At 47.2% G+C, this 12149-nt stretch carries 13 protein-coding genes; 6 read left to right on the forward strand and 7 right to left on the reverse strand.

Features of this window, described 5'->3' with window-relative positions; translation table 11 throughout:
* From hemC to BN587_RS05830, 5 genes are all read right to left on the reverse strand, one after another.
* Positions 1-564, reverse strand: a 564-nt coding sequence (hemC, locus tag BN587_RS11900) for a hydroxymethylbilane synthase (RefSeq protein WP_044484368.1), incomplete at its 3' end; no start/stop codon positions are given.
* Positions 536-1840, reverse strand: coding sequence for a glutamyl-tRNA reductase (hemA, locus tag BN587_RS05815; RefSeq protein WP_021720203.1), 1305 nt, complete (start codon positions 1838-1840; stop codon positions 536-538). The genes hemA and hemC, both read right to left, overlap by 29 nt.
* Positions 1794-2456, reverse strand: a complete 663-nt coding sequence (locus BN587_RS05820; RefSeq protein ID WP_044484370.1) for a precorrin-2 dehydrogenase/sirohydrochlorin ferrochelatase family protein — start codon at positions 2454-2456, stop codon at positions 1794-1796. Before BN587_RS05820 ends, hemA begins: the two co-directional genes overlap by 47 nt.
* A gap of 267 nt (positions 2457-2723) precedes the next feature.
* Positions 2724-3269, reverse strand: coding sequence for an NADH peroxidase (locus tag BN587_RS05825; protein WP_021720205.1), 546 nt, complete (start codon positions 3267-3269; stop codon positions 2724-2726).
* Positions 3270-3430: 161 nt separating this feature from the next.
* Complete coding sequence (locus tag BN587_RS05830; protein WP_021720206.1) at positions 3431-4042, reverse strand: hypothetical protein; 612 nt, start codon at positions 4040-4042, stop codon at positions 3431-3433.
* Positions 4043-4220: 178 nt separating this feature from the next.
* Between BN587_RS05830 and BN587_RS05835 the strand changes: the two genes are divergently transcribed.
* The 3 genes from BN587_RS05835 (at position 4221) to BN587_RS05845 (ending at position 7963) form a co-directional block, all read left to right on the forward strand.
* Positions 4221-5831, forward strand: coding sequence for a putative polysaccharide biosynthesis protein (locus BN587_RS05835; protein WP_021720207.1), 1611 nt, complete (start codon positions 4221-4223; stop codon positions 5829-5831).
* 13 nt (positions 5832-5844) lie between these two features.
* Positions 5845-6783, forward strand: coding sequence for a M23 family metallopeptidase (locus BN587_RS05840; RefSeq protein ID WP_021720208.1), 939 nt, complete (start codon positions 5845-5847; stop codon positions 6781-6783).
* 253 nt (positions 6784-7036) lie between these two features.
* Positions 7037-7963, forward strand: coding sequence for an alpha/beta fold hydrolase (locus BN587_RS05845; RefSeq protein WP_021720209.1), 927 nt, complete (start codon positions 7037-7039; stop codon positions 7961-7963).
* 39 nt (positions 7964-8002) lie between these two features.
* Here the strand turns inward: BN587_RS05845 and BN587_RS05850 are convergent, their stop codons facing one another.
* Complete coding sequence (locus BN587_RS05850) at positions 8003-8650, reverse strand: HAD family hydrolase (protein ID WP_021720210.1); 648 nt, start codon at positions 8648-8650, stop codon at positions 8003-8005.
* Positions 8651-8753: 103 nt separating this feature from the next.
* Here BN587_RS05850 and BN587_RS05855 point away from each other — a divergent pair, with 103 nt between their 5' ends.
* Together BN587_RS05855 and BN587_RS05860 are read left to right on the forward strand one after the other, a co-directional pair.
* Complete coding sequence (locus tag BN587_RS05855) at positions 8754-9563, forward strand: HAD-IIA family hydrolase (protein ID WP_021720211.1); 810 nt, start codon at positions 8754-8756, stop codon at positions 9561-9563.
* Between the two features lie 43 nt (positions 9564-9606).
* Positions 9607-10833 (forward strand): M24 family metallopeptidase, encoded by a 1227-nt coding sequence (locus BN587_RS05860; protein WP_021720212.1) that lies wholly within the window; start codon positions 9607-9609, stop codon positions 10831-10833.
* Positions 10834-10892: 59 nt separating this feature from the next.
* Here BN587_RS05860 and BN587_RS05865 read toward each other — a convergent pair whose 3' ends face one another.
* Positions 10893-11531 carry an isochorismatase family protein gene (locus tag BN587_RS05865; protein ID WP_021720213.1) on the reverse strand — a complete coding sequence of 213 codons (639 nt, stop codon included), beginning with the start codon at positions 11529-11531 and terminating at the stop codon, positions 10893-10895.
* A gap of 203 nt (positions 11532-11734) precedes the next feature.
* On the opposite strand from BN587_RS05865, the gene BN587_RS05870 reads away from it, so the two are divergent.
* On the forward strand, positions 11735-12149 hold a 415-nt coding region (locus tag BN587_RS05870; RefSeq protein ID WP_049897192.1), incomplete at its 3' end, for a hypothetical protein.

Genomic DNA, 12149 nt, shown 5'->3' on the forward strand with positions numbered 1-12149 from the left:
AGCAGGAATCAGGCTGGAGATGCGGTCACCGTGCCCCAGACGCTCTAAGCCTGCAGCTGCCAGAATAATAGCATCGTACAGTCCCTCGTCCAGCTTACGCAGGCGGGTATCAACGTTGCCGCGCAGGTCACGGATTTCCAAATCCGGACGCTTAGCTAACAGCTGTGCCTTGCGGCGCAGGCTGCTGGTGCCGACTACAGCGCCGAGCGGCAGTTCTTCGAAGCTGCCATAGTTGTTGCTGACGAAAGCATCGCCAACGTTGGCACGCTCGGTAATTGCTGTCAGGCACAGGCCTTCCGGCAGAACGGTAGGCATATCCTTCAGGCTATGTACAGCCAGATCAACAGTACCGTCTAAAAGATCTTCTTCAATTTCTTTGGTAAACAAGCCCTTGCCGCCGATTTGCGCCAGGGGTACGTCTAAAATACGGTCGCCTTTGGTGACAATTTTTTTCAGTACAACCTCACATTCAGGGTATTGCTTGCGCAGTAAGGCTGCAATATGATTGCTTTGCCAAAGCGCTAAAAGACTTTGTCTAGTCCCAATCGTCAATTTTGCTTTCATCACCAAACTCCTCTCCGGTTTCGTTTAATAAAAATAAATCACACATCATCTTTTTATAGCGTTCTTCCTCTGCGGTGCCTGCTACAGCATTCATAGCCCTCATAGGCTCGCGCAGGAATTTGTGTTCCAGGCGTTGAGTCATCAGGTCAATAATGCGCTTTTCATGGTCGGTAAGCTCTGGCATTTTAATGAAGGCCTTCTTTAAAACTTTCTGGCGCAGGAAATTCATTTTGTCATGCAGCTGTACCATAACAGGGCGCATGGTGTAATAACGCAGACGCTCCTTGAGGGCACCAATTTCTTCGCTGATAATCTGCTCGGCAACGTGAGCTTCTTTTTCACGGAAGTTTTTATTGGTATCAACAACGCCTTCCAAATCGTCAATGTTATAAATGGTTACGCCGTCAACATCGGCAAGTCTTGGATCGACGTCACGCGGAACGGCAATATCAATCAGAATCAGCGGTCTGCCGTTGCGCTTGGGCAGCAGCGGTCCCAAATTTTCTACGGTAAGCACGTAATGCGGCGCACCGGTAGAAGTTATGATAATATCGGCATCGGCGGCATGCTCGAACATAGCACGGTAGGGAATAGCCGTACCATGGAATTTGTCTGCCAGATCCTGAGCTCTTTCATAGTGACGGTTGCTGACGCAGATGGTTTGCGCGCCCTTGTCCAACAGATGCTGTGCGGTGAGCTCGCTCATATGACCGGCACCGACTACCAAAATCTGTGACTTGCTCAGGTCGCCTAAAATTTTGATGGCCAGGTCAACAGCTGCACTGGAAACAGATACGCTGCTGTAGGCAATTTTTGTTTCGGTACGCACACGTTTGCCGACAGCAATTGCCTTATTCATGATGGTATTGAGAATTGTATCTGTCATACCGTTATTGCGGGCAATCTGATAAGCATTTTTAATCTGGCTGAGAATCTGGCCTTCGCCGACAATCAGTGAATCAAGACTGGATGCTACACGGAACAGATGCTTGACGCACTTTGTTCCGCTCAGATTGTAAAAATAATCGCTTTGGTAATGTTCACCTGCTAAATGCTTGAGCAATGATTTGATAAAGGGAATTGCTTCATGCGGATTTTCGATAACCATGTACAGCTCTGTGCGGTTGCAGGTGGAAAGCAGCATGGCTTCGGGAATATTATCGTAATTGCGCAGGCGGCGCAGAATACTTGCCACCCTGTCATTGGAAAAATTAAAACGTTCACGGATCTCAACGGGGGCGGTCCTGTGATTGAGTCCTAAAACTGTTAACTGCATCTAATACCTTCTCCTTTGCTTGAGCAGCCTTACCTGCTATAACTAAATTTAGTAAATCCTGTTTCAAAACACTGCGCCAGAATTGCGTCCGCTCCTGCGGCGTACTTTCGATATTTTTTACTTCTTCCCTCTGCAGTAGCAGAAAGCTGTTGAAATCGGCCAGCTCTGGTGTCAGGATATGCTCCAGCTGCTTTTTCAGCAAGCGTGTGAAAGCAGGCATACCGCCTGTTGCCAGTGCTATGGTAATATCACCTTCGCTGATAGCTGAGGGGACAGTGAAATTACTCAGCTCCGGTTCAGTAATATTGTTGATAAGGCAGGGAGCAGCATCTGAAATCTGCCTGTTTACGGCCTTATTATCTGTGGCGGCAATAACCACAAAGGCGTTCTGCAGATATTCAGGCTTGTAGTAATCCTTGATGAGTGTGCAGCCTTGTGCTGAGGCGAGTTTTTGGACTTCGTCGCAGAAGAGCGGGGCGACAACGGTTACATTGGCACCGGCGTCCAAAAGCGTGGCAAGCTTACGGGCGGCAACAGTGCCGCCACCGATAATTACACAGCTTTTGTCCGTTACACGCAGCATTGCAGGATAATGAAAATTAGTTTTATTAAGCATATAATTAACCACCTTTAGGAACGTGATAATGAGTGTCATTAAATATGTTTCCTAACCTTTATATAATATCATATCTGAAGCAATTTATAAAGATATTGAAGGCTTTTTAAGTGTGAAAAACATAAGAAAGTACCTGAAATAAGAAGATTAGCGGAATGATTCCAAAAAACGCCGAAAATATTCGTTGAAAACTAAAAACTCCCGCTGTAATCCGTTAAGATTGCTCAGCGGGAGCCTTATTAAGTCTTATTAATTTTTATTGGTTAATTATTTGCCGAAATATCTTTTCAGCAGGCCTGCGAAAGCTTTGCCGTGGCGAGCTTCGTCACGAGCCATTTCATGAACGGTGTCATGGATAGCATCCAGGTTCAGAGCCTTAGCACGTTTAGCCAGGTCGGTTTTACCAGCGGTTGCGCCGTTTTCAGCTTCTACACGCATTTCCAGGTTCTTTTTGGTGGAGTCGGTTACAACTTCGCCCAGCAGTTCTGCAAATTTAGCAGCATGTTCAGCTTCTTCGAAAGCAGCTTTTTCCCAGTACAGGCCGATTTCAGGATAGCCTTCGCGGAAAGCTACGCGGCTCATAGCCAGGTACATACCAACTTCGGAGCATTCGCCATTGAAGTTAGCGCGCAGGTCAGCTTTGATATCTTCAGGAACGTCGGAAGCGATGCCTACAACGTGTTCAGCAGCCCAGCCCATTTCAGCAGCCATTTCCTGGAATTTGGAAGCGGGAGCACCACATTGCGGGCATTTTGCCGGAGCAGCTTCGCCTTCATATACATAACCACATACTTGACATACAAATTTTTTCATATTAGTTCCCTCCATGTTTTTATATTGCATTGCTTAATTTTATTTTTGACTTGCACAGCTTGTGTGCCCTTGACACTTATATAATAACACAGGCTGCCACAGTTGTCAATAATAATTATCCGTTAATTTTTATTTTAATTTAGTTAGCCATAGCTGACAAATTAGAATTTGAGAGTTAAGCCCAGGTTAACACCTTTAGCCTTCATGTCGAGGTCTTCGCCAAAAGCATCATCAAATGTCTGATTATAGTAAGAAGCATTAACTTCCAGGTTGTTCAGAATAGGCTTGCTGATGCCGATTTCATAGCCGCTGTTTCTGTTGCCGTAGCCAACATTTCCCCAAACAGTGAAGAGTGCGGGAATATCATAGGCAGCCTGCAGACCGATTTGACCGGAGTTTTTGGTTTTACCGCCAAAGTCACTGGAGGTATCAGCGTTCAGATAACCTGCGTAAGCGGAAATACCTGGCAGAATCTTATACATAAGATTGAATTGTTGAGTGCGGGTTTTGGCTTCGTCTGCTTTGTAATTATTCCATTTGTAATTTAAAGCAGTTTTTTGGCCGATGCCGACAGTTGCGCCAAGATAGGTGCTGTTGGATTTGCTGAATTTATAGTTGTAACCCTTAAGACTGGATGGCAGAGTAATGCCTGCATCAATAGCAACCTTGCCTGCGTCATAATTCTTCAGCGGAGAAGCATAGGCGCTCAGGCTGCAGGTAGTAGCAAGGCAGATTGCGGCGCCGAAAGCTAATAAAGCATGTGTAGATTTCATTTTGTATCACTCCTTTTACAACATAATTTTGCTTTTAACTTAATTTTAGCATATAAAGATAGTTATGCAAGCAAAAAGCAGTGATGTGTTTATGACAAATCTGTTAAAAGTACTTGTAAATTTGCGCGGAAAAGAGGATAATTATAATGTATGACTATAGATAAAACAAGGGGATTTTATGAGCGCAGATAATAAAGCTTCGAATAGTAAATTTTTAAAGGGAACCTTAATTCTCACAGCTTCCAGTATTGTGGTCAAGGTTATCGGTTCCTTAAACTGGATTATTTTGTCACGTGTATTGGGTGGCGAGGGCATTGGCCTGTATCAGATGGGCTTTCCTATCTATCTGATGGCAATAACCGTATCAAGTGCCGGCGTGCCGGTGGCTATTTCGATTATTACCTCCGAAAAGCTGGCAAACAAGGATTACCGCGGCGCGAAGCGAGTCTTTAATGTTTCGCTGCGAGTGCTGCTGTTGACGGGCCTTTTGTTTTCGTCTTCACTGTTTTTCGGTGCGGACTGGCTGGTTAATAACCATATCATCCGCGACAGCCGTGCGTATTATTCTATTATTGCTTTGGCTCCGGCTGTTTTCTTTGTAACCTTTCTGGCAAGCTTCCGCGGTTACCTGCAGGGCTGGCAGATTATGACGCCGACGGCAGTCAGTGAGATTGTTGAGCAGCTGACGCGTGTTATTACCATGCTCGTTTTTGCCGACCTCTTTATGCCGTACGGTTTGGCGTTCGCTGCAGGCGGTGCCAGCATGGGTGCGGGCGTTGGCGCGTTCTGTGCACTTTTGGTGCTGATGTGGTTCTATCGCCGTCTTAAGCAGCGCCTGCAAAAGGAGATGGCGGAGCAGGATGACAGTGCGCCGGTAGAAAGCGCCGGGCATATCATCAAGCGCTTGCTGAAGCTGGCTTTGCCGGTTTCTCTGACCAGTCTGATGCTGCCGATAGGTGCCAACCTGGACCTTCTGATTGTGCCGCAGCGTCTGGAAGCAGCCGGCTTTGATATTCATCATGCGACTGAGCTGTTTGGCTATCTGACAGGTATGGCTGTACCGTTGGTTAATCTGGCAACAATTTTTACTGCTGCGATGACCATCAGTCTGGTGCCGTCGATTTCCGAATCTCGTGCGCTGAGCAGCTTTGATGCTATCCGTGATAAAATCCGTATTGCCTTCCGCGTAGCGATGATTATTACCTTCCCGTGCTTTATGGGCTTATATTGTCTGGCGGAAAAGGTTGCGGCGCTTGTGTATAACGCTCCCGGTGCGGCACCTGCGATTCAGACGATGAGCATCGGTATTCTCTTTTTAGGTATGCATCAGATCAGTACAGGTATTCTGCAAGGCCTTGGCCGCACGGCAATTCCTGTAATCAATATGATTATTGCCTGCATTGTAAAAATCGTTATGAGCTGGTATCTTACTGCTGTGCCGGAGCTGGGCATCCGTGGTGCGTCGATGGCGACGGTAGCAGATTTTGCCGTGGCAGCGATTATCAATATGGGCTTTATTTACAAGCTGACAGGCTATAGCTTCTCTGTGGGCAGCATTATCCGCCCCTGTTTTGCTTCCGGTGTTATGGGCGCGGCGATTTACGGCGTGCTGATGCTTACGGAAAGCATGGGTATGTGGTGCGTGCTGTTTGCTATGGCGGCAGCTGTTCCTGTCTATGCATTGGCGCTGCTGGCCTGCGGTGGTTTGAATAAAGAGGATTTGGACAACGTGCCCTTTGTGGGACGCAGATTGTTGGCAGTAGGCCAACGCTTTGGTCTTTTCAAGTGAGGTAATTAAAATAATGGAGGAAAGGAAATGTGAGCTGCGCTTGCCTAATGGCAAGGTAGTAAAGTTTTCGTATGCTAAGCTCAAGGCAGGCATTGCTGTTACTGCCCTGGTGCTTGTAGGAGCAGTCGGCGGAGCCGGCTATTTATATCATCAGCTGGCAGATTATCGCAGCGAAGCAGCTGATTATGCTACGTATAAGCAAAATAAGGCTGAGCAGCAGACAAAGCTGCAGAAGCTGTTGCAGGATAACGAAAGAATGCTGCGAGATATGGCGGAAATCTCTAATCTGGAGAAAAAGCTGCGCCGTGCTGTTATCCGTGATGTAGACAGCAGCAAGCTGGGCGAGGGCACCAGTATGGTGGATTCGACAGCGGCAAAGGAAACGTCTGCCAATACGTCTTATACAGGCAAGGGCGGGCCTGCTAAAATGGATATCAACGGTACCATGGCGGTGCTGACTGCGCAAAATGCCAATATCAAAAAGATGCTTGATGGCACAAAAAAATCCGTCAGTGAGCTCTTAAGTGAGGTTGAAGGCTCCGGCGGCGGTATGTCGTCCTTCCCGGATAAATGGCCTACAGACGGCGGCACTATCAGCAGTAATTACGGTGTGCGCACCGGTCCGATTGAGGGCGGCTATGATTGGCATCCCGGTCTGGATATAGCAGTTGATTTCGGCACACCGGTTTATGCTACGGCTGCAGGTACGATTGAACAGGCAGGCTGGAACGGTGGCTACGGGCGCTATGTGCGCATCAATCATGGCAATGGCTATGAAACAGCCTATGGCCATATGAGCGGTATTGCCGTTGCTGCAGGGCAGAAGGTAATCAAAGGCGAGATTATCGGCTTTGTCGGCAGTACAGGCTACAGCACCGGTCCGCATGTACATTATGAGGTATTGGCGGATGGGCAGAATATTGATCCGTTCTATGTGCTGAAAAACAGGTAAAGGCTAATAGCCGTCAGTCTTTGTGAAAAATTTAAAATAGACTTTTCTGAACCACTATAACGGAATAGTTGTAGTGGTCTTTTTGTATGAGCAGTTCAGTTTAGGATTAGCGAGTTAAGGCTGCAAGTTTTCTCTGACTGTAAAAAATACGTAAAACATTTTGCTTAATCATGTTTCCTGCTTTACAGCAGGAAGCGCCGGTGTTATCATTATCTTAATATTATAAATAATTACAGGCGAGGAGGTCCGCATTATGTCCATCAGAGAAATTTCCTTTTCTTCTGCCAACGGCAGAGATACCATCAAGGCATGGTCTTACAGTCCTTTAGGCAAACCGAAAGCTATTGTACAGCTGATTCACGGCTACGGTGAGCATTCACGCCGCTATCTGCATATGATCAGCAAGTTCAATGAAGCAGGCTTTGTAGTTTTTGCTGATGACCATCTCGGTCATGGAAAAACCGGCTATGACGGAGGCACCTTGGGTGATCCGCATTCCGGCGGTTATATGACTTACCTGAAGGATGAAAAAGCCTTGCATGATATTGCTAAAGAGGCTTATCCTGAGCTGCCGTATTTCGTTTTCGGCCACAGTTGGGGTTCTATGCTGGCGCGTGCTTATGCGTCAATCTACGGTGAGGATATCAAAGGTATGATGCTGTGCGGTGTCTGCTCGCAGTGGCAGGGCTGTGAGGATGCCTATGTTAATGAAGAATTTAAGGCTGCTTATGAGGAAAATCCGTATCAGCCATGCGGCGTCTGGTTTGAGCGTGTTTTCTGCGGTATGACGGACAGGGTGGAAAATCCAAATGGTCCGGCAGATTGGATTGCAACAGATCCGCGCATTGTTGAGGACCATGCAGGCGATATGTTCAATACCTTCGATACTACGCTGGAGCTGTGCTATGATTTCGTGCAGTTGTATCATTATATTGAAAATGATGAGTGGGCTGCCAAGGTGCCGCAAAATATTCCCAGTTACCTGATTGCCGGTGATCAGGATCCCTGCGGTAATTACGGTGAGGGCTTGTATCATGTAGCAAATCTGCTTGCCAAAACAGGACATAAGGTTTCCGTAAAGCCGTATCCCGGCTTCCGTCATGAAATTCACAATGAGCTGTGCCTGCGTGACGAAGTAGAAGCAGGCTTGATTAAATTTATGGATGATTGCTTAGCGTAAAATAGTTATAAAAAAGGGGCTGCCTTACGGCAGCCTCTTTTACTTTATAAGCTCCCATATATCGCTTACATTTTCAGCTAGCAGCTTAGCGCCGTGTGCTTCCAAAAAGGCGCGGCCTCTGAAGCCCCAGCAGGCGCCGATGCAGGCAACGCCTGCATTGCGGGCGGTGTCGAGGTCGGTATCCGAATCACCGATATAGATAGTGCTTGCGGGCTCAGCCTTTAATTGCCGCATGATTGCCAGCAGCATATCCGGCGCAGGCTTTTTGGCGATGCCGGCGCGCTCGCCGCAGGCAGCGTCGAGCTGGCCGTCAAAGTATTGCTTAGCCAGCGCTTGTACGCCGTAATCTGCTTTGTTGGAAACAATGGCGGTGCGGCAGCCTGCAGCGCGCAGCTGCTGCAAAAGCTGCGGCACGCCTTCGTAGGGGCTGGTGCTGTCGGCGCAGTGCTGCTTGTAGTATTTGTTGAAGCTGGCAAAAACCTCCTCCTGCAGCTTTGCAGGTGTGTCAGCCGGTACCGCACGCTCAATCAGCTTGTGAATGCCATTGCCGACAAACAGGCGTACCTCGTCTGTGGTGCGCTGAGGCAGCTTATGCTCCGCTAAAGCATAATTGGTAGCGGCAGCTAAATCTGCCAGTGTGTTGAGTAAGGTACCATCAAGATCAAAAATAATGGTTGTATATTTCATGATTAATCTCCTTTTGAACTTCAGATTTTCTTCCTCGTCTATTGTAGCACAAATAAGGCAAATGCTTTATAATATTGTTATATTTAAGTATGGAGGATAGGGCATGACTTATGATTACGCTCGCTTAGCGAAAATTAAGTGTTTTCTTTTTGATATGGACGGAACCATTAACCTGGGTAACGAACTGATTCCGGGTATGGAGGGCTTTTTTGATAAATTGAAGGCAGCAGGCAAGGAATATTATCTGCTGACAAATAATTCTTCCCGTAGCCACGAGCATTATGTGCAGAAGATGAACGGACTGGGAGTACCTGTTACACGTGAGAATATCTTGATTTCATCAGATGCGTTGACCAACTGGATGCAGAAGAACAAGACGGGCGCGAAGCTGTTTGTGCTGGGAACGCCGCAGCTGTTGGCAACAATTGAGGAAGCAGGTTTTACGCTGACGAATACGTTGGAGGAGGGTGCTGATTATGTAGTCGTAGGCTTTGACCAGACACTGACATATGACCGCCTTACTACCGCCTGCCGCTTGATTGACAAAGGTGTGCCGTATGTTGCTACGCATCCTGACGTGCGCTGCCCGATTGAAGGCGGCGAATTCATTCCTGATACCGGTGCAATGCTGGAGCTGATTAAAACTGCTACCGGCAAAAAGCCACAGCTGATTTTCGGCAAGCCTTACAAGTATATGGTGGATGTGGTTTTGGACAAAACCGGTTATAAAAAAGAGGAAATTGCTATGGTGGGTGACCGCCTGGCAACTGATATTGCCTTTGGCCTGAACAATGACATTCTTTCGGTGATGGTGCTGACAGGTGAAGCGACTATGGAAGATGTAGAAAATGGTTCGATTAAGCCGGATATTATTTTGCCGCATGCTAAGGAAATTCTGCAATATCTTGGTTAATAACGGATAAATATTTTGTCTTGATAATGAAAGGAGTATTGCTATGGCTGTTTTGGAGCAGACTGCTGTATTGACTGATGCTATTCGCCCGGTGCCTGCGAGTGAGCTGGAGGCGCGTCTGGAGAAGTTTCGCCGACTGATGGATGAAATGCATCCCGGTTGGGAAATGGCTGCAGTCAATCATAAGATTGCGATGTATTATTTTACGGGTACGATGCAAGAAGGCGTGCTGCTGATTCGTCCGCAGGATGCAATTTTCTGGGTGCGCCGCAACTATGAGCGCGCAGTAAACGAATCGCATTTCGGCGATATCCGTCCGATGCACAGCTTTCGTGAGGCTGCTGCCTATTATGGCAGTGCGCCGCGCATTATGTATGTAGAAACGAAGAAGGCTACCTTGGACTGGGAGCGTATGCTGCATAAGTATTTTGCTTTTGAAGAGGTTGGCTCCTTTGATGCTGTGCTGCAGGAGCTGCGTCTGCGCAAGAGTGCATACGAGCTGCAGCAGATGGAACACTCCGGCGCTATTCACGAAACAGTGCTGGATGTTGTTGCTCCTAAGCTGATTCATGCAGGTATCAGCGAGGCTCAGCTGGCTATCGAGCTTTACAGCGAGATGGTTCAGCGCGGTTCGCACGGAACGGCGCGCTTTAACCAGGCCTTGGGCGAAGAGGTTATAGGTATTGCTTCCTTTGGCAAGAGCGGCCTGGTACGTACAGGCTTTGACGGCCCCGGCGGTACCGGCGGCACCTGTATAGCGGTGCAATCCATAGGCAATGCCTTCCGCAAGCTGAAGTCCGGTCGATTGGTTTATCTTGATGTTCCCTGCGGTTTTGACGGTTATCATACAGATAAGACTGTCGTATATTATTTCGGCAGCCTGCAAAAGGACGAGCAATGCGCAAGACTTTTGGCGGCGCAGCAGCGTTGCCTGGAGCTGGAACAAGAGGTAGTGTCCATGATGATGCCGGGTGAGCCGATTGAAAACCTGTATCTGCGCACTATGGAAAAGTTTGATAATGTTTACGGTGATGCGTTTATGAACGGCGGTAAATTCCTGGGGCACAGCATTGGTCTGGTGATGGATGAAGCACCGGCTATAGCCAAGGGCTTTAAGCAGCCGCTGGAGCCAGGCATGACCTTTGCTGTAGAGCCTAAAATTGCTTTGCCTGGCTTGGGCCTGGTGGGCACGGAAAATACCTATGTGGTTACGGAAAAGGGAGCCCATTCGCTGACCGGTCGCTCACACGCACTGCGTGAAATTGAATAGTATTACGGTAAAACAAAAATGCTGCGGGCGTTATGCCAGCAGCATTTTTTGTAAGTTTCTTATTCAGTTAATTCCTTGGCGCATTCTACGAATTTTACTCCGGCCGCAGCCATTTCCTGCATAGCGCTTGCGACAGTTTCGGGAGCAATGCCGCGGCAGGCAGCTTTGTTTAGGATAACATCGAAGCCTGCCGCCTTCAGCTGCAGTACAGTGTTTTTTACACAGTAATCGGTTGCCAGACCGCCGCAGATAACGGTGGAGATACCGTGGCAACGCAGATATTCGATGGCACCGGTGGAAAGAGTGTCCTTCAAGTCATGGTAGCAGGCACCGTAGGGATGCTTATCTGCTTCAATGCCCTTGAAAACTTGATAATCATAGGCAGCTTCATCAAGGCCGTCGATGAAGTCAAAGCCTTTGGTGCCGATAATAGCATGTGCCGGCCAACGGATATCAAGATCGGGATAGCCGTTGATGGGAGTGAGCGGAGCGTGCTCGGCGTCGCTGATCCAGAGCGCGCAACGGCTGTGCGCGTCGCGGGAAGCGAGGCGCAGGCTAGCGAACTGTGCCTGGGCATTCAGCTCGGGAGCAATGGTGTCGCCTTCGGCAACCGGCAGCTCGTCGGGGCAGACCGGGGTGAAGGTGTTTTGTGCGTCAATATCAAAGGAGGCAATGTATTTTTTTTCCGGTAATTGCATAGTGAACCCTGCTTTCTGTTTTAATTTAGACTTATTGTAGTATACCACCGTGATTTTAGCAATAGGGAAAATGGTTTTGCTATCAGTATTGCAAGTGGTAACGATATTAATATAAAAGGTGGCAACGTAGCCAGTGAAGCAGGAAAAGCCGACCTTGCTGCCGAAAATAATACGAATATCGCTATTGTAGAGTAGGTGAAATCATGTTAGGATTATTAGATATATATATTGAGCGTGATACTTTTCAAATCTCTGTATTAGTATATCATATCAACTCAATAGGCTTTGGTGAAGCTATGAAAGAGTTGATAAACGTAAAGAACATGTCACATTTGAAAAAGTCGGTTGAAGATGCAATTGCTTTAAGCTTATCAGAGTATAAGAGAGATATAGAAAAGTGCAATTTTTTTAAACTTACAAAATATAAAACTTGGAATAAGTTCTTTAGTGCACATTATGTTATTGGAATAACATATGATGATGAAAAATTGTTATATAGAATAAGAATGCCTGAAAGAGATAAGAAAACTAAATCATTTGGTAATACTGTAAGTGGTTTTGAGTTTAAAATAAAGAAGGAAGAATTTGATTCTCAATTTGATGGTATAATTAAAAAAA

Source organism: Phascolarctobacterium succinatutens CAG:287, from assembly GCF_000434895.1.
Lineage (GTDB): Bacteria > Bacillota > Negativicutes > Acidaminococcales > Acidaminococcaceae > Phascolarctobacterium_A > Phascolarctobacterium_A succinatutens_A.

Excerpts from the sequence above, each read along its gene's own strand:
- BN587_RS05840 (WP_021720208.1), top strand. The coding sequence starts at position 5,845 with ATGGAGGAAAGGAAATGTGAGCTGCGCTTGCCTAATGGCAAGGTAGTA.
- BN587_RS05825 (WP_021720205.1), bottom strand. The coding sequence starts at position 3,269 with ATGAAAAAATTTGTATGTCAAGTATGTGGTTATGTATATGAAGGCGAA.
- BN587_RS05830 (WP_021720206.1), bottom strand. The coding sequence starts at position 4,042 with ATGAAATCTACACATGCTTTATTAGCTTTCGGCGCCGCAATCTGCCTT.
- hemA (WP_021720203.1), bottom strand. The coding sequence starts at position 1,840 with ATGCAGTTAACAGTTTTAGGACTCAATCACAGGACCGCCCCCGTTGAG.
- BN587_RS05845 (WP_021720209.1), top strand. The coding sequence starts at position 7,037 with ATGTCCATCAGAGAAATTTCCTTTTCTTCTGCCAACGGCAGAGATACC.
- BN587_RS05820 (WP_044484370.1), bottom strand. The coding sequence starts at position 2,456 with ATGCTTAATAAAACTAATTTTCATTATCCTGCAATGCTGCGTGTAACG.
- BN587_RS05865 (WP_021720213.1), bottom strand. The coding sequence starts at position 11,531 with ATGCAATTACCGGAAAAAAAATACATTGCCTCCTTTGATATTGACGCA.
- BN587_RS05835 (WP_021720207.1), top strand. The coding sequence starts at position 4,221 with ATGAGCGCAGATAATAAAGCTTCGAATAGTAAATTTTTAAAGGGAACC.
- BN587_RS05860 (WP_021720212.1), top strand. The coding sequence starts at position 9,607 with ATGGCTGTTTTGGAGCAGACTGCTGTATTGACTGATGCTATTCGCCCG.
- BN587_RS05850 (WP_021720210.1), bottom strand. The coding sequence starts at position 8,650 with ATGAAATATACAACCATTATTTTTGATCTTGATGGTACCTTACTCAAC.
- BN587_RS05855 (WP_021720211.1), top strand. The coding sequence starts at position 8,754 with ATGACTTATGATTACGCTCGCTTAGCGAAAATTAAGTGTTTTCTTTTT.